The 20,098-nt window shown below is 35.9% G+C and carries 14 protein-coding genes; 5 read left to right on the top strand and 9 right to left on the bottom strand.

The genetic code is table 11. The annotated features are described in order from the left end of the window. Positions 1-105 precede the first annotated feature (105 nt). The 4 genes from ABVM53_RS00855 to ABVM53_RS00840 all read right to left on the bottom strand — a co-directional run bounded on the left by ABVM53_RS00855 (position 106) and on the right by ABVM53_RS00840 (position 5,945). Complete coding sequence (locus tag ABVM53_RS00855; RefSeq protein WP_405328359.1) at positions 106-330, bottom strand: hypothetical protein; 225 nt, start codon at positions 328-330, stop codon at positions 106-108. Positions 331-557: 227 nt separating this feature from the next. Further along, complete coding sequence (locus ABVM53_RS00850; RefSeq protein ID WP_405328356.1) at positions 558-2,240, bottom strand: M1 family metallopeptidase; 1,683 nt, start codon at positions 2,238-2,240, stop codon at positions 558-560. 127 nt (positions 2,241-2,367) lie between these two features. After that, positions 2,368-3,717, bottom strand: coding sequence for a M28 family peptidase (locus tag ABVM53_RS00845; RefSeq protein WP_405328353.1), 1,350 nt, complete (start codon positions 3,715-3,717; stop codon positions 2,368-2,370). Between the two features lie 20 nt (positions 3,718-3,737). After that, positions 3,738-5,945 (bottom strand): bifunctional alpha,alpha-trehalose-phosphate synthase (UDP-forming)/trehalose-phosphatase, encoded by a 2,208-nt coding sequence (locus ABVM53_RS00840; protein ID WP_405328350.1) that lies wholly within the window; start codon positions 5,943-5,945, stop codon positions 3,738-3,740. A gap of 104 nt (positions 5,946-6,049) precedes the next feature. On the opposite strand from ABVM53_RS00840, the gene ABVM53_RS00835 reads away from it, so the two are divergent. Continuing rightward, the gene (locus ABVM53_RS00835) at positions 6,050-7,849 is read left to right on the top strand and encodes a glycoside hydrolase family 15 protein (RefSeq protein ID WP_405328347.1); all 1,800 of its coding nucleotides are present in this window, start codon (positions 6,050-6,052) and stop codon (positions 7,847-7,849) included. A gap of 43 nt (positions 7,850-7,892) precedes the next feature. Here ABVM53_RS00835 and ABVM53_RS00830 read toward each other — a convergent pair whose 3' ends face one another. Then, positions 7,893-8,966, bottom strand: coding sequence for a hypothetical protein (locus ABVM53_RS00830; protein ID WP_371457390.1), 1,074 nt, complete (start codon positions 8,964-8,966; stop codon positions 7,893-7,895). A gap of 93 nt (positions 8,967-9,059) precedes the next feature. Here ABVM53_RS00830 and ABVM53_RS00825 point away from each other — a divergent pair, with 93 nt between their 5' ends. The 4 genes from ABVM53_RS00825 (at position 9,060) to uvrB (ending at position 15,807) form a co-directional block, all read left to right on the top strand. Then, positions 9,060-9,959, top strand: coding sequence for an ABC transporter ATP-binding protein (locus ABVM53_RS00825; protein ID WP_371457391.1), 900 nt, complete (start codon positions 9,060-9,062; stop codon positions 9,957-9,959). Between the two features lie 8 nt (positions 9,960-9,967). Next, a complete protein-coding gene (locus ABVM53_RS00820) occupies positions 9,968-10,798 on the top strand; it encodes an ABC transporter permease (protein WP_128758650.1) in 831 nt (276 codons plus the stop codon). A 93-nt stretch (positions 10,799-10,891) separates the two neighbouring features. Next, positions 10,892-13,621: a T9SS type B sorting domain-containing protein gene (locus ABVM53_RS00815; RefSeq protein ID WP_405328342.1), complete on the top strand. Its 2,730-nt coding sequence runs from the start codon at positions 10,892-10,894 to the stop codon at positions 13,619-13,621. A gap of 185 nt (positions 13,622-13,806) precedes the next feature. Continuing rightward, complete coding sequence (gene uvrB, locus ABVM53_RS00810) at positions 13,807-15,807, top strand: excinuclease ABC subunit UvrB (protein ID WP_128758648.1); 2,001 nt, start codon at positions 13,807-13,809, stop codon at positions 15,805-15,807. A 48-nt stretch (positions 15,808-15,855) separates the two neighbouring features. Here uvrB and ABVM53_RS00805 read toward each other — a convergent pair whose 3' ends face one another. The 4 genes from ABVM53_RS00805 to ABVM53_RS00790 all read right to left on the bottom strand — a co-directional run bounded on the left by ABVM53_RS00805 (position 15,856) and on the right by ABVM53_RS00790 (position 20,098). After that, entirely contained in the window at positions 15,856-16,920 is a 1,065-nt protein-coding gene (locus ABVM53_RS00805; protein WP_371457393.1) for a nucleoid-associated protein, read from the bottom strand. 50 nt (positions 16,921-16,970) lie between these two features. Then, a complete protein-coding gene (locus ABVM53_RS00800; protein ID WP_128758646.1) occupies positions 16,971-17,504 on the bottom strand; it encodes an IS1096 element passenger TnpR family protein in 534 nt (177 codons plus the stop codon). Between the two features lie 121 nt (positions 17,505-17,625). Next, the gene (locus ABVM53_RS00795; protein ID WP_405328337.1) at positions 17,626-18,657 is read right to left on the bottom strand and encodes a COX15/CtaA family protein; all 1,032 of its coding nucleotides are present in this window, start codon (positions 18,655-18,657) and stop codon (positions 17,626-17,628) included. Positions 18,658-18,664: 7 nt separating this feature from the next. After that, positions 18,665-20,098, bottom strand: coding sequence for a CCA tRNA nucleotidyltransferase (locus ABVM53_RS00790; protein WP_405328335.1), 1,434 nt, complete (start codon positions 20,096-20,098; stop codon positions 18,665-18,667).

Raw genomic sequence — 20,098 nt, 5'->3', positions numbered from 1 at the left:
CTTTTTGTTGATTTAAGTTTGTTGCTTCCTATTTTGCTTACACAACTTAATAATCTGTTCGATACACTTTTGTCTAGTTGTTTCTCTTATGCTTTGATTAAGCCATTACAGATAACTTTTACGATAGCCAAGGACAAAATTCTCTAAGATTGCTGTTGAAATAGCTTGTAGATCGTCAGGAACACTTCCGTTTTCTACATCATCCAGAGTGCTCAATGAACCTTTTCTTTTGCGGTTTAAATAGAATTTATAAACAGTATCATGAATTAATCCTCCTTGATCAAAATGATTAATATAGGGTTTATTAACGGCGCTCCGGACGCTTTTCATATGGTTGGTAGCAGTACTTTTTGCGACTATATTTATCTAATTTTCAAATCTTATAGTCAATATAAAAATATCAACTTGCACCGCTTCTTCCCCGCGCATATATTGGATACATCAGAAGATGCTTTATAAAAACGAGCTATTTTCTATCTATATAATTTTATGAAGACAAGCGCACGATTCGTCAGCATTTTTTTAATAGAGTAGTGGGCGTTTATATTTTATCACTTTTACTTGATTTCTTTAGATTCTATATAAAAATCACGGTCTATTTCAAAGTCAGATATAGATGCATCAAATGATTGAGTTTTCCATTCTGCAGTTGGGTAGATCCATTCGGTTGTTTGATTAACATTTACTTGAACAGGCATATCAAAATCTTCAACAATGTCTGTATAACGGAATTTCAACGTGCTTCCATCGATTACATATTCTAACTTAGGAATCATCGTGGTACGTAGATATTGTTCCCAAAACTGGGATAAGTCAATATTACTTTTTTTACTTATGAAATTTTCAACCTGCGAAGTAGTAACGGTTTGATGATAAAATTCGGTATTCAAACATCTTAATATTTCACGCCATTTTTCATCGTCTTCAATGAGTTGTCTTAGGGTATGCAAAATGTTTGCTCCTTTAAAATACATATCACCACTACCTTCTTGATCTACACCATAAGTACCAATAATGGGGCGGTCATTACGTATTGAACCTCGCATACCAATTACATAATCTGATGAAGCTTCTTTACCGTAATAATAATCAACAAAAAGATTTTCTGAATAAGTGGTAAAACTTTCGTGAACCCACATATCTGCCACATCTTTATTTGTAATATTATTCGCAAACCACTCGTGGCCAGATTCGTGAATGATGATGTAATCAAACTTTAATCCCCAGCCACTACCAGATAAATCTCTTCCGAGGTAACCATTAGAATAGCCGTTTCCATAAGTTACATTGCTCTGATGTTCCATTCCTAAATAAGGTACTTCTACAAGCTTGTACCCATCTTCGTAAAATGGGTAGGGTCCAAACCAATGTTCAAAAGCTTCAAGCATTTGCGGAACTTGTTTGAATTGTTCTTTTGCTTTCTCAAGATTTTCTTTTAATACATAAAAATTAAGATCTAGAGTTCCTTTTTCACCCGTATAAGAATCAGAGAAGTGAGCATAATCTGCAATGTCTGCACTTATACCATAGCTATTAATTGGGTTTTTAACTGTCCAGTTGTACGTTGTAGTTTCTTCAGTTGAGGAAGAATCCACCAATTTACCATTACCGACTGCAACTAATCCTTTTGGGACAGTAATGTGAAAATCTAAGCCATCAACTTCGTCATAGGGAATATCTTTATTAGGCCACCACACAGAAGAACCAATTCCTTGATTTGCGTTTGCGGCAAAGGTTTTTCCGTTAGCATCTTCTTGCCAGGTCCAACCGCCATCCCACGGTAATCGTTTTCCTTCTACCGGACTACCTTCAAATTTCAGTACAAGTTCATTAAGCTTTCCTTTCTTCTGCTTTTTGTCAAGTTTTATAAAATAAGCAGCTCCTTCATTTCTAAAGGATAATTCTTTTCCATCCTGAACTGCTGCCAGCAATTTCATAGGCTCTTGCAAATCAATTTGAATAATTTGATACGGCTTTAGGACTTTGTAACTAACGTTATTGACTCCTGTAATAAATTTTAATTCTGGCTTAACTTGAATTGTTAAATCATAATGTATTGCATCCCACCATTCTCGTTCTGGCGTAATACTACCTTTTAAAATGTCTTCTCTTGAATATTGTGACGGTGCAATTTGGGCTTTGGCACAACTACTAATTAAGAGAAAAAGTATACAAATGGAAATGAAAAAATTAAGTTTTGCTTGCAGAATACAGTGGAAATGATAAGAAATACGAGACATTTAAAAAGCTAAATTAATGAAAGGTAATAGTTATTATAATTGAAAATCTATTTGCTGAATATAGAAAATTCCGGCGTTTACCACCGGAATTTTCACAATAAATTTATGTTTGGGTGTGTTCTATTCTTTATCTCATTATGGCATTTGGAAAAACTACTGGACTCTCGTGACCATTTGCACCTACAGCTGCAACGCCAAAGAAAGAGTTATCAATGACGATACCCTCCAGCGTTGTTTGTGTAACATCACCTACATATCGATTATGATCCCAGGTAGGTGAAGTAGTATCTCTCCAGTAAATTTTATAACCTACAGCGCCATCGACTTTGGCCCATTTCAGTTTTACATTTGCCTCTACAATACCACCTATCTCTACAGTTTGTGGAGCAGGAGGAGCCCAGGCAAGGCTGGCAAGGTTAATTGCATTTACAGCAGTAAGTTTAGCTGTATACGGAAAATTCACGTGTTCTACAGTATCACCATATTCAATTCCATTTTCTGTGCGGATATTCTGATGCTGTTGAGTATAATTTTCGTGGGCTTCCATAATACGAATACCTGCAAAACCTAAATCGTTGAATGGTCGATGGTGCCCACCTCTCCCAAAACGGTCAAGACGATAAATCATCATTGGGTTCATTTCTGGCATATAATTAGAAACAGTTTTATGCACATAGCGTGCTAATTGGCGAGAATTGCCATCTACCTCACCACCATAAAATCTACGTGCATTGCGCTGCTTTTCTGTCTCGTTTGCCGGTACGGGTTCTGAAAAAATTCTAAAATCGCGATTGCTTATTACTCCGTCTACACCTTCAATATTACCTATCATATCGTTGTTAAGAATACCTATTATCTCCCAGCCATTTTTCTTGGCATAGTCAGCTAAACCCTTACCACCAAACAGACCTTGTTCTTCTCCAGATAAACCTACATAAACAATACTGTTCTCAAATTTATATTTAGATAAGACACGAGCAGCCTCCATTGTTCCTGCCATTCCGCTGGCATTATCATTAGCACCTGGAGCATCGGTTTCAAAATCCATAGTATCACTAGCGCGAGAATCTATATCTCCACTCATAATGATAAATCGATTAGGATATTTTGTACCGCGTTGTATGGCAACAACATTTACTACATACGCCTCCTTAGGAATACGACTTCCCATATCTGGAGTAACTAGATCTTTCTGATAAAATACTTCAAGGCAAGAACCGCAATTTTTTGATGTTTTTTCAAAATCGTTTTTTATATAACGGCGCGCCGCACCTATACCACGAGTTTCACTTACTGTATCACTAAACGTATTACGCGTTCCAAAATCTGCCAGTGCACGTACATCTTTTTCAATGTTTGTGGCAGATACGGCATCAATAATTCCATAAATGCGTAAATCTGTTTCTGACGGAACATTAGTCTGCGCACTTAGCGATGTGATGCAAAATGCCAAAACAAGGGAATAAATGTATTTCATATAATTAATTGAATTTTAAATTAATCTTGAGCTGCAAACTTTTTAAGTAAATCACGTACACGTTCTGTGTCATCAACATAGAACTTTGCCGCAGTTTTCTGTAAGCCTACCTTAATAGTATAAGCTTCATCAGGTAAATCCTGGAACATATATTCATCTGTCCAGTCATCACCTATTGCAAACTGAAAGGTATAATCTTTTTCAAATATATGCTTGGTAACAGCTTTTCCTTTATGAATAGTGCTGTTTTTAATTTCGAGAACTTTGTTTCCGTCAAGGACCCCCAAGTCATTATTTGCTGACAGCTCCTTTAATACAGAAGATAATTCTCCTGCTCGTATTTCACCAAGATCTGGATCTGCATTGCGATAATGCCAAGCCAAAGAATAATTTTTTTCTTCAATAAAAGTACCTGCCGTGCGATCGACAAATTTTTCTAAAATAGGACGCACTGTATCCATCCAGTCATTTTTTAGATTTTCGGTAACTGCCCACTCGCCACCTATAGGTCTCTTCCAGACGCCATGCTCAGCGATTAGTGTGATTGGGATTTGTTGCCACCACGAACCTAAGGTATGACGGTCACGGCCACTTATGATTACAACTTCTGTATTTTCCTGCTTTTGAATAGTGTTTATTAATTCGAGTAATTCTTCATCGGGACTTGCATCTTCAGGATTATTTACAAAGGCTCTTAGTGTACCATCGTAATCTAAAAATAATATGCGCTTTTCAGAATTTTTATAAGCTTTTAGCATTTCACTTTCTTGCTTCTCTGTCATTTGAATCGCTTTTACAATGTCTGACTTGTGTTTTGTGTCTTGTAATGAGGTCATAAAATCATCTGCCCATTTTTCTACATTATATCTTCGTAATCTTTTTTGCAGAAATTTGTTGCGCTTAATTTGTTCTGCTTTTGGCATTTCAATGGCTTGCTTCAACGTATCAGCAATTTCCTCAAAGTTGTTTGGATTGATGATAAGTGCTTCACTCATTTCCTGAGCAGCACCTGCCATTTCACTTAAAATAAGAACACCAGTTTCATCTGTACGGGTCGCAATATATTCTTTGGCAACCAAGTTCATCCCATCACGAATGGGCGTTAAAAGAGCTATATCGCACGTGGTGTACAAGTCTATGAGGTTTTCAAAAGGCATAGATCTGTAGAAATACCAAATTGGCGTCCAGCTTACACTTGAGAACTTTCCGTTAATGCGGCCTACAAGCTCATCAATTTCTTTTTTCAGCAGCTGATATTGAGGAACATTAGAGCGAGAAGGTACGGCTAGCATAACGAGACGAACTTTCTCTTTGAACTCCGGGTATTTTTCAAGAAAATATTCATAAGCCCGCAATCTATTTGCAATTCCCTTACTATAATCAAGGCGATCTATAGATAGAATCATTTTTGCATCTGGAGTAGTATCAATATGAATATCCAGTCTTCTTTGTAATTCTGATTGATTTTTTGTCGCATCGTGTTTAGCTGCCGCCTTTGCAAATTTGTTATAATCGATACCCATAGGGTAGGAGTTTGCAGTAACAATGCGATCTTTTAAAGTGATCTCATTAAAACCAACCTCATGTCTTAAAATTCTGGATACCGAACTTAAAAAGTGACGTTGATAATCATACGTATGAAAACCTATTAAGTCTGACCCTAATAGACCTTTCAAGATCTCCTCTCTCCACGGAAGCGTGCGAAATACTTCATAAGAAGGAAAAGGAATATGTAAAAAGAAACCTATTTGAACGTCTGGTCTTTTCTTTTTTATTAGTGCCGGTAAAAGCATAAGTTGGTAATCGTGAACCCACACGGTATCACCTTCTTCGATATTATCAAGAACAACTTCAGCGTATTTTTCATTTACAGTAACATAACTCTGCCAACTTTCTTTTTCAAATTCCGTAAATTCCATAAAATAATGGAATAAAGGCCAGATAGTGCGGTTGGAGAAACCGTAATAGAATCCGTCTATATCTTCTTTTGTTAGAGATACGGGAATACATTGTTCTTTTATAGTCGCCTCAATAACATCATCGAGGAGATTTGCAGGTATTTCTTCTTCGGTTAGACCTGTCCAGCCTATCCAAACGCCATTACTGTCTTTATGAACAGATTTCATACCTGTCGCCAGACCACCTACACTAGGAGTTGCATGAACAGTTTTATTTTCAATTTGTAGTTGTAATGGAAGCCGATTTGAAATAATGATAGTTTTACTCATAAAATCAGGAGATAGCGGATTAAGTTTTTAGTAATGCTTAAATTTCGGAAAACAATAAGTTTTAGACCACGGGTTTAATAGAACTTTAGAATTTAAAATACTTTATGGATAATTTGAATTATGGAATCATAGGAAATTGTAGAAGTGCAGCACTCATATCTGATAAGGGATCAATAGATTGGTGTTGTTTGCCCATTTTTGACTCGCCCTCGGTCTTTGCAAAACTGCTCGATGAAGAAAAGGGAGGATTTCAAAGTTTTGAAGTTTCCGCAGATTATACAATTACTCAGAAATATATGTGGGATACAAATATTATACGCACCATGTTTGATAATGGCAATGATGCGTTTGAAGTTTTTGACTTTATGCCGCGTTATGAGAAACCAGACGGAAAGTTTTATGCACCGCCAGATATCATTCGTTTTGTGCGTCTTGTAAAGGGTAAGCCTTCATTTATCTGCAAATATGATCCTAAACTAGAATATGCCCGCAATAAGACGTTTACGGTTAATAAAGAGGATTATCTTGAAAGTTATACTGAAGAAGGAAAGTATGATTCCTTATACCTTTATACAGATTTAAATAAGGAAGACGTTCTACAAGGAAAAAAAATAGACCTTACTTCTAATATTTATATCCTGATCTCCTATCACGAGAAATTGATGGAACAATCTCTGGATCGAGCCTATTTAAAATTTCAGCGTACAAAAGTATATTGGATGAACTGGGCAGACAAAACCACTAAATACAGCCGATATCAAAAGGAAATTATGCGAAGTGCTTTAACCTTAAAAGCACTCACTTATGAAAAATCTGGAGCAGTACTTGCCGCAGCAACTACCTCTTTGCCAGAAACCATAGGAGAAGTACGTAACTGGGATTATAGATTTTGTTGGGTACGTGATGCCTCTATGGTAATACGGGTTATATCAAGTTTAGGACATACTAAATCTGCACGTAAATTTCTTCAGTTTATAATTGACACATTACCAGATAAAGATGAGAAGATGCAAATTATGTATGGTATTAATGGTGAGAAAACATTAACCGAAGAAACTTTAGATCATCTTTCTGGCTATAAAAACTCATCACCTGTACGTATAGGTAATGCGGCTTATATACAGAGACAAAATGATATTTATGGTATTTTAATGGAAGTGATCTACCAGCAATTTCTTCAGTTTGAAACTACACTTGATAATAGCGAAGAACTGTGGATGGTAATTTTAGGTATTGTGAAAATCGTCAAACAACACTGGAAAGAAGCCGATAAAGGTATTTGGGAATTGCGCACAGAAGATAGACACTTTACCTTTTCAAAATTACTTTGTTGGGTAGCAATCGACCGCGCAATAAAAATTGCGTGTGTTTTAGAACGCGGCAATCTGGGTGAATGGGAAGAATTACGTAAAGAGATTCACGATGATATTTGTAGGAACGCGTGGAGTGAAGAGAAGCAAGCTTACACCCAATCATATGGTTCAAAAGATTTAGATGCTTCCACCTTGCTTATGGAGCAATATGGATTTCTAGATGCAAAAGATCCGCGATATATATCAACTGTTCAAGCCACAGAACGTGAATTGTGCAAAGATGGTTTAATGTATCGCTATAGAAATAATGACGATTTTGGAGAGCCTAATTCGTCGTTTACAATATGTACTTTTTGGCTAATTGATAGTTTGTATAAAATAGGAGAGGAAGAAAAGGCGATTAAGTATTTTGACCAATTATTATCGTATAGTAATCATCTTGGACTCTTTAGTGAAGATATAGACTTCAAAACAAAACGTCTTTTAGGTAATTTTCCGCAGGCATATTCACATCTGGCTCTTATTGAAACAGCTGCTAATTTCTCTAAGAATAGCACAAAAGAAGATCGTTTTAAACCTATAGTTTATTAATGTTCAAACCAAAAAAAAACCGGTCTTAAGACCGGTTTTTTTTTTAATAGCGTGCCTGCATAATACGTTTCATACTTACATCTTCATAATTACGTTTGACAAAGGCGAGAGCGGTTTTTACAATTTGTCCCATAGATTGTGCGCGTCTAAATTTCATATCCATCGTATACTCATAAAGTTGACCACGTAAGTTGTGTAGATTTTCTTCACTAGATATGGTATCCTGGCTCATACATTTAAGTAACCTCCTCAATCTGTTTTTTGAAGTTATAATTCGTTTGGCAAGTACAGCACGTTCTTCTTCTCGATATTGCTCTATAGATTTATCTCTAAGTCTACTAGAAACAAGCTCAACCATTTTAAAATTCTCCTTAAAAATATGCGGTTTGTATACTTTGTAATTCCCTTCAAAGCATTGCTGGTCAAAGTCAATAGCTCTTATTTTATATTTAATATGATCAAAATCGTGGGTAGGAATTACTACATAATTATAGGAACGCATATCTCCCAGAAGTAATATCATACAACGCTCATTAAATTTCACAAATTCCTTTGCTAATTGCGCTTTGCCTACGTCATCACATTTATCCAAATATTCTGATATAAAGACATCGCCGGGAATACCTACAATATGCTCCTCAATCAATGTGTCTTTATAAACCAGGAAGTTAATACGGTTAGGAGATAAAATATGCTCGAGATCTAGCCCATACACACGACTGGCATCTGCTTTTTTTACATAAAAATACGTGTAGTTGTCATTGTAAATATTATTGATTTTTATTCTGAAAGGTTTTGAATTGCCAAAAGTGCAGTAGTCAATTGCCGCAACTTTTAAAAACGGAAGCATACTTTCACTACCATCGGAATGCAATATAGTATAGACCTTCTTTAAACTCTCTTCTAACTCTACACGTTCAAATTCTGAGTAATAAACGCTTATCCACAGCGTATCATTATCGTTTTTATCATAGATATTTATTCCGCCAGAGAACCGAAGTAGGTCTTCATAAAATACCGGTATTTTGATTTCCCTATTATATTTAGTCAAATACTCTTTTAGAGTATCATTAATAGGGTAAGTGGGTTTTTTACGTGACATCAATTTGTCTTCCATAACTAAGAGGGATTTTTACAAAGGTACTAAGAGCTGTAACAAAACAAGTATAAGATCGTCTTGTTAAAGAACGCTAATCTTAAAATTACGCTTTTGGATACAATTCTTACCCTTAAAAATCTCACCAAGCATTACGGAAAAGTAAAAGCTGTAAATGATCTGAGTTTTACCATTGAAAAAGGAAACGTCTACGGAATTTTAGGACCTAATGGTAGTGGTAAGTCCACAACCTTAGGTATGGTTCTCAATGTAGTTAATGCGACTTCCGGAGATTTTAAATGGTTTGATGGAAGCGATACCACACATAACGCACTTAAAAAGGTAGGAGCAATAATTGAGCGACCTAACTTTTATCCCTATATGACTGCAGCCCAAAATCTAAAGTTGGTTTGTACGATTAAAGATGTGGATCCAAAAAAAATAGAGGAGAAATTAGAGGTTGTTCATCTTCTTGATAGAAAAGATAGTAAGTTCAGTACATTCTCTTTAGGAATGAAGCAGCGATTAGCGATCGCGTCTGCCTTATTAAATGATCCCGAAATATTAATTCTTGATGAACCTACTAATGGTTTAGATCCGCAGGGAATTCATCAAATACGGGAAATTATAAAAAATATAGCCTCTGGCGGAACCACCATTCTATTAGCATCGCATTTGCTCGATGAGGTTGAGAAAGTTTGCTCCCACGTGGTGATTATAAGAAATGGTGTAAAATTATATTCTGGTCCTGTAGATGAACTTAATGCGAGTCACGGCTTCTTTGAGTTGCGTTGTGAACGCCAACAAGATTTAATATTAGCACTAGAAACACATCCCGATTTTTCATCTTTAAAAGAAGAAAATGGATTGATCACTGCCTTCTTGAAAAATCCGCTTTCTGCGGAAGCATTGAACAGTTACTTATTTCAAAAGAATATCGTTCTTTCTCATTTAGTAATGCGTAAAGAAAGTCTTGAAGAACAATTTTTACAACTTACTGCCAACCTAAACTAAACATCCGGATGTTACGATTACTTTCAATAGAATTTTACAAACTTAAACACAGTCGATCTTCAAAAGTATTGAGTATAGCATACTTTGTGATTCTGTCATTTATCGCGCTTATCGCTTCTATCGAGTTCAATTTGGGTGATATACAGATACGTATTGCAGATCAAGGGATTTTTAACTTTCCATTTATTTGGCACTTTAATACCTGGGTGGCATCTACCTTAAAATTCTTTTTGGCGATTGTTATTGTTTCTATGATTTCTAATGAATATAGCAACCGTACGTTAAAGCAGAATTTAATCGACGGCTTGAGCAAGAAAGAATTTATGCTTTCGAAGTTCTATACAGTTGTCGTATTTGCGCTGCTTTCTACGCTGTTTATGTTTATAATGACGCTTATCCTTGGTTACTCATTTTCAGATTATACCGAGTTTAGTATCGTTACTCGGGAAATGGAATTTCTATTGGCGTATTTTTTAAAATTAGTTGGTTTCTTTTCTTTTTGTTTATTCTTAGGCGTATTAGTTAAGCGTTCTGCATTTGCACTCGGCTTTCTATTTGTCTGGTGGATTTTTGAAAATATTTTTTATGGTATTTTAAGATGGAAAGGAAGTGCTGAATTAGCAGATAGTATCGTTCAGTTTTTCCCTTTAGAGGCAATGAAAAATTTAATTAATCTCCCTTTTCAGCGTCTTAATTTTATTGAAGCAGCAGCAAACCAACTGCAGGCAGATATACAAATAGATTACGCATTACATTGGTATGAAGCTCTCATCGTTTTGGTATGGATATTCCTATTCATTTATGGTGCTTACGCTTTGCTTAAGAAGCGTGATTTGTAATAATTCATCACTTAATCTCTTTTCTTATTCTGTTACCGATAGTTTTTTCATTTGTGCTGATAATGGTCTAAATTAGGCGAAATTTGATGCCTCTTGAAAAAAACTACCTTACAAAGAATATTTTTCTGTTTACTTCTTATCTGCTCAGTTTTAAAACTACACGCACAAGGACAAGCTAATAATTGGTACTTTGAAGGAAATGCCGGTCTTAATTTTAGTAGTTCTACTCCGACAGTTCTTAACAACGGAAAATTGTCGACTCTAGAAGGAAGCGCCACAATAAGCGATGAAAATGGCGCTTTGTTATTTTATACAGATGGCACAACGGTTTATAGGTCAGATCATTCGGTGATGACTAATGGTGAAAATTTGTATGGCAATCCATCAAGTACTCAATCTGCCATTATAATACCTCAACCCAACACACCGGGAGTCTATTATATTTTTACAATAGATACCCGTGTACGTCAAACAGATCCTAATGAGGGCTTAAATTATAGTGTCGTTAGTTTTAATTCAGATCCGCAGGGAGAGGTCACTTTAAAAAATAGAAAGCTTCTCAATTATTCATCAGAAAAATTAAGTGCGGTTATTAAAAGTTGTGTTACAAACAGCGTTTGGATGGTGACATTTTCAAGTGCTAGTGGTAATGAGGATTTTTTGACCACTCTATATGCTTATGAAATTAATAGCAGCGGTCTACAAGCAAGTCCGGTTAAAACTAACCTAAGGATTTCGGTTGAGGATCACCGAGGAAATTTAAAGTTCTCTCCAGATGGTCAAAAAATTGCTCTAGCAAATATGGAGGATGGCTTGTTTTTAGCAGATTTTGATCCAGCCACTGGTATTGCCAGTAATGTGAATCAATTAGCTATAAATGGTAGTAATAGAGCTGCCTACGGAGTAGAGTTTTCACCTAATAACAGCTATTTATATTTAAATAGTTCCAATAATAATAATGATCCTCTTCCCGGTGGTCACTATTCTTCGTTAATTCAATATGATTTAGCCGCTTCAAACATTTCAGGTAGCCAAGTACTACTTGATCAACAAAGTTATTTTAGGGGAAGTTTACAGCTAGCTCCCAATGGTAAAATTTATCGAGCGCTGAGTTTAGCTTATGATGTTGGTTTACCTTATTTGGGAGTCATTGAAAATCCCAATAATCCCGGTCTTGCGAGCAATTACAAAGATAAAGCTGTTAATCTGGGATCTGGTATAAGTTATCAGGGGCTACCTCCATTTAACCAATCGTTATTTAATGAATTAGATATCATTCAAAATAATGAGGATACTAAAAAACTCGCATTATGTGAAGGAAGTAGCTATACTCTGAAGTATGGAGCTGTAACAGGAGCCACCTATAGCTGGTATTTAAATGGAACACAGATTCCTTCGGAAACGAATTTCTTTTTAAATATTAGTCAAAAAACAGGTGTCTCCTTGCCCTATACCGAAAACTATGAATTTAGATTAGATCCAAATGATGGCAGTTGTGAAAAAATAGGATATGCTGAGGTAACCTATTATGCCTTGCCTGTTGCTAATGGGGGCTCTCGATTAGTGCAGTGTGAAGATGCAGCTAATGCAGATGGTTTGAGTGTATTTAATCTTTCTGAGGCAGACGAAGCTTTTCAGGCCGGTGATCCTAATTTAGTTATTACGTATCATCCAAGCTTTACACAGGCAATTTTAGGAATAAATGCTATTGATCCCATAGGATATGAAAATAAGTCTCCTTCAGAAATACTATACGCAAAGATTACTAATCCCGCTGGTTGTTCAATTGCCGCAGCGCTTAATCTAAGTGTTAGTAGTACCGCAGCCTCTTCAGGAGTATTAGAAAATTGTGATCTTAGTGATACTGGTTTTTCAGAATTTAATTTAAGGGATGCAGATTCACAAATGATTGGAGCTAGCACAGGTGCTCCAGATGTGTTTTATTATTTAACTGAACGTGGAGCTCTTTTAGAAGATCCTAACGAGCTATTACCTATTAGATATACAAACGCCACTCAAGATTTTCAAACTATTTATGCACGCGTAGAAAATGCTAATGATTGTTACGCTATTAGTAGTCTAGATTTACAAGCAAATAAAAGACCTGATTTTACTCTTCCTGATGAACCTTTTTATTGTGTTGCTTTATTCCCAGAATTACAAACCTACAGTCCAGATTATTCAAATTTAGATACTTCAAGAAGTTATACATATCTCTGGTTACCCGAGGGACAAACAACACCAGACTTGCAAACAAATTTAATTGGTGACCATACATTGCGTGTAACCGATGATTTAACGGGATGTTATAGAGAACTTACATTTACAATTGATCGTAAAGAAGCAGCCATAATCGAGGATATTGTAGTAACAGACGCTAGTGAGAATAATACAGCTGTAATTACTATTTCCGGTAGTGGAGCTTATGAATTTACATTAGACGATCCTATAGGTCCTTATCAAGATGACAATAAGTTTTCCGGTTTATTGCCTGGATTTCATACGGTTTATGTACGTTCAAAAGAAGGTTGCGGAATTGTTGAAAAACAATTTAGCATAATCGGTTTTATGAAGTATTTTACACCTAACGGTGATGGGTACCATGACACTTGGCAGGTGCAGGGAATAAGTGATATGGTACAACCCGGTACAGTCATTAGAGTATTTGACAGGTATGGTAAATTGCTCAAAGAACTAAATCCGTTAGGCTTGGGATGGGATGGTACATTTAGAGGAGAGAATTTACCGTCTGGTGATTACTGGTTTGATGTTCTTTTAGAAGACGGCAGGATATTTAAATCACATTTCACTTTAAAGCGCTAAATACTTTTCAAATTAGGATGGAGAAAAACTTTAAGTTTCTCCTAAGACATATTGCACCTAAGCTGTATCTCAAATAGTTTAATTTTGTAATTAATCTAAAAGGAGAGTCAGTATTAATTGCATTAATTTTTCATTAATATCTGACTGGATTGGCATTAACGTGCTTAATAAATAATCTTGATATTTTGAAATTCAATATACATTCAGAGTTTAAACCAGCTGGTGATCAACCCGGAGCCATAAAACAACTAGTTGAAGGTCTGGAAGCCGGCGAACATTATCAAACTTTGTTGGGAGTTACCGGGAGTGGTAAAACCTTTACCGTCGCAAATGTGGTTCAGGAAGTACAAAAACCCACATTAGTTTTAGCTCATAACAAAACACTAGCAGCACAGCTATACAGTGAGTTTAAAGCTTTCTTTCCTGAGAATGCGGTAGAGTACTTTGTTTCTTACTACGATTATTATCAGCCAGAGGCCTATATACCGAGTTCTGGTACATACATAGAAAAGGATTTATCGATTAATGAAGAGATAGAAAAGTTACGATTAAGCACGACTTCCTCCCTGTTATCTGGAAGGCGCGATATTATTGTGGTTGCATCAGTTTCTTGTTTGTATGGTATAGGAAATCCCGTAGAATTTCAGAAAAATGTAATTAGCATTGAAAGAGATATGGTTATCTCTCGCACGCAATTGCTTAAGCGATTAGTGCAGAGTTTATACAGCCGTACTACAGGAGATTTTAACCGCGGAAACTTCAGAATTAAAGGAGATACTGTAGATATCTTTCCGGGTTACGATGATCACGCATTTAGAGTGCATTTTTTTGGTGATGAGATTGAAGAGATTGAAGCTTTTGATGTTACAACTAATGAAATATTAGAAAAGTACAGTCGCTTGAATATCTATCCTGCAAATATGTTTGTGACCAGTCCTGACAGATTACAGGGGGCTATAGATATGATAGGATCTGATATGGTCAAGCAGGTTGAATATTTTAAAGAAATAGGAAAGCATCTTGAAGCTAAGAGACTTGAAGAGCGAACAAATTTTGATCTTGAAATGATTCGCGAGTTGGGGTATTGCAGTGGTATTGAAAATTACTCACGATATCTCGACGGTAGAGAACCCGGTACGCGACCTTTCTGCTTATTAGATTATTTTCCTGATGATTATTTAATGGTTGTTGATGAGAGTCACGTAACTGTTTCTCAAGTAAGTGCGATGTACGGTGGAGATCGTAGTCGTAAAGAAAATCTGGTAGAATATGGCTTTAGGTTACCGGCTGCGATGGATAACAGACCATTAAAATTTGAAGAATTTGAGCAACTACAAAATCAGGTTATTTATGTAAGTGCAACACCTGCAGATTATGAATTACAAAAGTCTGAAGGTACGTATGTAGAGCAAATTATACGCCCTACTGGTTTATTAGATCCTATTGTTGAGGTAAGACCGAGTCTTAATCAAATAGACGATCTTATTGAGGAGATAAGCAAGCGAGTTGATAAAGATGAGCGTACGCTTGTAACTACTCTTACAAAACGTATGGCTGAGGAACTAACAAAATACCTGACTCGTGTAAATATAAGAACCCGCTATATTCACTCTGATGTAGATACACTTGAGCGTGTTGAAATTATGTCTGATTTGCGAAAAGGTATATTTGATGTACTTGTAGGTGTTAACTTATTACGTGAAGGTCTGGACTTACCAGAAGTATCTTTAGTAGCAATTCTGGATGCCGATAAAGAAGGGTTTTTAAGAAGTAACCGTTCTCTTACTCAAACAATAGGGCGGGCTGCCCGTAATATTAATGGTCTTGCTATTATGTATGCAGATAAAATAACGCGTAGTATGCAAGAAACTATAGATGATTCTAATTATCGACGACAGAAACAGATTAATTTTAATGAGAAGCACGGTTTAAAACCTATAGCTATTAAAAAATCTCTGGATAGCGCACTGGCAAAAACAGATAAATTTAAGCAAGAGGCTCAGGAACTTTTAAATTTAGCAGCAGAACCAGAAACTACGTATATGAGTAAACCAAAGCTCGAACAACTTATACGCGATACTCGTAAAAAAATGGAAGCTGCAGCTAAGGAACTTGACTTTATGGAGGCTGCCAAACTTAGAGATCGAATTAAAACCTATCAGGACCAAGTAAAAGAACTTGCTTAATTACAAGCAAAAAAAAACCGAATCTGAAAAGATTCGGTTTTTTTAATTTTAAGCTTTTGATTTTTGTTCTTTATTGAAGTAAACCAAATAGTAATACATTTGGCGCTCTTCATCCCATCCCTTTTCTACAAATTTCTCTGCACTTTCAGGGTTTATAAAATCTAATTTAATCTGAATGTGTGTGTCGAGTTCGATAACACTTTTAATTTTTTTACGGGCTGCAGTAACCGCAGTATTGGCAATAGGAAATGAAGTAAGATCTTCAATTTTATATTTTGGAGCTTTTTCTAACTTGTAGTTATTAAATTCAGGAATTAGCGCTGGGTTTTCCATTACTTCGTTCATAAAATTTTGCTCTACAAACTCATCATTTTTTGCAAAATGGTTAACAGCACGATTCATAAACATTACCTCTTCTTTTTTATCCTCTGCAGGTAATACAACGTCTTTAGCAAAGTCCTGGCAGAACTTTAAATACTTCTTAGTATAGAAGTTCTCATCGGCAAGCATATCAACACCTAGAAAGTTTTCTAGCCAATATTTGGTGTCATAACGATTAGAATCACTAGAAAGAATTTTATAGCCGTTTTCTCCATTTTTGTTGAAGATAAGACAGCCTTTGTCTAGTTTACTAAGATTAACACCTTGTTCTAATTGCATATTCAAATTGCTTTCTGCTTCTTCAAATTGCAGAAAATCTTGTTTTAATTCAGACTTAAATATACCTACAGCATCTACTTTTTCATTATCAAGCATTACATTTTCTAGGTGTGCTACATATACTTCGCCAGCTTTAATATGCGGGTGACTTGATTGCTCATAAAGAAGTGAGGCAATTTCACTCGATATTTTATGTGAATCTGCAGGATTTGCAAAAAGAGATGTAATCAAATTGTACAGAGAATGAAATTCTAAATCTGATTCATGAACAAACTGGTAATAATTTTCTTCTTTTTCGCGAAATGGCTTAAAAAAGAATTCTTTTAACAGGGGTGTGATTTCGTCATTTAGAGCGTAACGCTCTTTAGATATAAAAGCGCCTTCACCACGACTTTTATTACCAATACGATGAATAGAAAGTGATTCTATTTGCGTAGAATATAAATTGATCATTAATTAAGTTTAATTGTTAGCACACGCATCAAAATTTTGAACTCTGGAATTTAATTCCAATTCTCATCAAAATCAAGACCTTCATAATCTTCAATATCGTAATCATCATCAAACGGATCGTCATCGTCATCAAAGTCGTCTGCATCTTGGTCGCTCTCCTCTCCAGAGAAATCTGTTTCTGGTGCTTGCGCAGGAATTTGACCGAACACATACATCAAATTAGGATAAGATACACTCTCGTCGGGCTCTGTGATTTCTGCTAACTCTACAAAAAATGTCCATAGGTTAAAAAAGTCATAGACATAAATCATACGCGTCTGATCTTGATTAAGCATTTGCTCAAGAGAAGTGTCCTGCATCGTTCTGAGTGGCACTTCTGCATCGCTCATATCAAATAATGCGATTTCCTCACCTTGAGTCCATTCATCATCACTTACATAAAATGAGGCCATCTCTGTACCATCAAAACCAAAACTTTGGGTAATGCTATTATGTAAATCTTCAAAGCTTGCAGATTGTTCTATTTCTATGTCTCTAAAAATATCTTCTTCGGTATCTAAAATGATGCGAAAACGGTAAATCATAGCGTGTAATTTTATAAATACATAGCTTATTAAGCTTAGGTATTCAAATCTTTAATTGTGAAATAATTGACATCGAGGCAATGCCTCAAACCCTTTATTAGGGTGCTGGCAAAGATACAATTTAGACTAGAGTCGTGGTATTATGGACTGTTTTTTCTTTAAATGCAGTAAGTAGAATATAGTACTGAATTCCAAATAAAACAGAGGCAATTACTAAATGTAAAGGTTGAGATAGAAATGGAAAATCTAAGTAATACATTAAAATACCGGTAAGTATCTCCAGACATATTAGTAAAACCACCCAATTAAACGAACTATGACCCAATCCTTTTTTTCTGTTTCTCTGAAATAACCATGCATTTAATAAAAATACAATTACCGAAAAGGAGCGGTGTATGTAAAAGGTTAGCTCCGGTCTTTCTAACCATAATGATTTAGCGGCGTAACCCACATTATCTATAGTGTCATCTACGTGCTGTCGTACTTGTGTACCTAATATTATTTGAACCAGTGTAAGCACCAGAGCAACCAGCATCCCGGTTTTAAATGACGCATCATATTTAAATTTTAAGCTATGTTCTGTAGCCTCGTAAAGCATATAAATAAGCAATGCAACTATAACAAGTGCGATTACCATATGTATTGTAATACGCACAGGAGATAGTACAGAATACACTACAGTTGCGCCTATCCACCCTTGAAAACCTATTAGAAGGACAGCAATGATAGAGAGTGTGATACGCTTTTTATTACGCTCTTTAAATAGAGCAGCTCCTAGCATAACTAAAAATGCAAGTCCGGCTAATGCTCCAAACAATCTGTTTACATATTCTATCCACGTATGCCAGGGATTAAAAACAGCATAATCGTGTTTGTCATACCCATTCCAGTTTTTTGCTTCAAAGGCGTTACTCGTGTTGAAATCTTCTTTGGCTATTCGCAATGACTCTTCAAAAATAATAACCTGACCTTTTTTGTAAGATTGATTTGCATGCCAGTCCAACTGACTTTGCTCTGTAGGTGGAATTATGTATCCAAAACATTTTGGCCAGTCTGGACATCCCATTCCACTGCCTGTCATACGCACTACAGCCCCAGCTATTATTACCAGATAAACCAGTATTAAGGCTACTATTATCGATTTTCTATACATTGGATATCTAGGAATTAGTTACCACTTCTAAGCCTAATTCTGCACCTTTTTGAAGCATAAATTTATGCGCAGCACTATATTCATTAGGAATCTCACCTTCTAGAATAGCTTCTTTAATCGCTTCTTTAATCAAACCAATTTCCCGAGATGGTTTTAAAGAAAATGTTTTCATGATTTCTTCTCCACTTACTGGTGGTTGAAAATTACGAAGGTGATCCCGCTCTTCAACTTCAACAATTTTAGAGCGCACAGTTTTAAAATTATTGTGATATCTACGGAAACGTTTCGGGTTCTTGGTAGTAATATCTGCTTCACAGAGTGTCATTAATTCCTCGAGATTATCTCCCGCATCAAAAATGAGTCTTCTTACTGCGCTGTCTGTTATGAAGTCTTCAGCAATCACAATAGGTCGCGAACTCATCAAAACTAATTTCTGAACGAGTTTCATCTTATCATTAAGCGGCATCTTTAAGCGCTTAAAGAGTTTATAAACCATTTTTGAGCCTACAAATTCATGACCGTGAAATGTCCAACCTATTTTTTTATCAAAACGCTTTGTTGGAGCCTTACCTATATCGTGTAATAATGCTGCCCACCGTAACCAAAGGTCTGAGGTATTTTCAGAAATATTATCCACAACTTCTAATGTGTGGTAAAAGTTATCTTTATGCTTTTGGCCCTCTTTCTCCTCAATACCTTTTAAAGCTGTAAGCTCTGGCAATAGGAGCGGGAGTAATCCTGTTTTTTCTAAAAGCAGAAAACCTTTTGAGGGTTTTGTACTTAGCATAATTTTATTGAGCTCATCGACAATGCGCTCATTTGTAATTATTTTTATACGCTCCTTATTTTCAGTAATGGCATCAAGAGATTTACGCTCGATTGTAAAATCTAATTGAGTTGCAAAACGAATCGCCCGCATCATTCTGAGTGGATCATCACTATATGTGATATCAGGATCTAGCGGCGTACGTATAAGCTCCCGTTCTAGATCAATAATACCATCAAAAGGATCAATTAGATTCCCGAGTGTAGCTTTATTTAAGCTGATAGCTAACGCATTAATCGTGAAATCTCTCCTGTTTTGATCGTCTTCCAGAGTACCGTTTTCAACCACAGGATTGCGGCTGTTTTCTGTATAAGATTCTTTACGCGCACCTACAAATTCTACCTCAATATCTCCATCACGAAGCATAGCGGTACCGTAGGTTTTAAAAACTTGTACTTTGGGCTTATGTTTTAGTAAAGAAGCAACTTTCTTAGCAAGCTCAATACCGCTGCCTACTGCTACGATATCTATATCTTTTGCAGAGCCACGGTTTAGAAGAAAGTCACGCACATATCCACCTATCACGTAGCTTTCTAATGCTAATTCTTCAGAAGCTTGTGAGATTACATCAAAGATTTTAGGCTTTAAGGCTTCCGGATATTTGGGGATTGACAT

Origin of the sequence: Leeuwenhoekiella sp. LLG6367-2.1 (assembly GCF_045055775.1) — a bacterium.
GTDB lineage: Bacteria > Bacteroidota > Bacteroidia > Flavobacteriales > Flavobacteriaceae > Leeuwenhoekiella > Leeuwenhoekiella aequorea.
The sequence above is the reverse complement of the archived record's forward strand: the minus strand, read 5'-3'. Positions and strand labels throughout refer to the sequence as shown.